Origin of the sequence: Clostridium sediminicola, assembly GCF_050402865.1 — a bacterium.
In the GTDB taxonomy this organism is placed as follows: Bacteria; Bacillota; Clostridia; order Clostridiales; family Clostridiaceae; genus Clostridium_AF; species Clostridium_AF sediminicola.
The window spans coordinates 1-255 of the sequence record NZ_BAABMF010000103.1 but is presented as its reverse complement, the minus strand read 5'-3'; the positions used below and the strand labels follow the sequence as shown (position 1 = coordinate 255).

At 34.9% G+C, this 255-nt stretch carries 1 pseudogene; it reads left to right on the top strand.

Annotated elements, in window-relative coordinates:
• A pseudogene (locus ACQ3F0_RS26950) lies at window positions 1-155 on the top strand (pyruvate synthase); the annotation flags it as partial.
• Window positions 156-255: the final 100 nt, after the last annotated feature.

Here is a 255-nt window from a genome sequence, read left to right as displayed (position 1 = left end):
TGCTAGCAGCAATTGCTAAAATTAGTGAAGTTATGCCTGAAGACGTATTCTTAAAAGAAATGCAACATTCTTTTGAACATAAATTTGCATCAAAACCTGAAGTAATTGAAGGTAACATGGCAGCATTGAAAATGGCCCTTCAGGAGGTGAAATAAATGAGTAAAATAAACATTAACGAGAGTATAAAGTGGACTGAAATCACTCCAGGTGGAGACATTTATGAGAGAGGTAATTCTAGTGAATTCAAAACTGGAG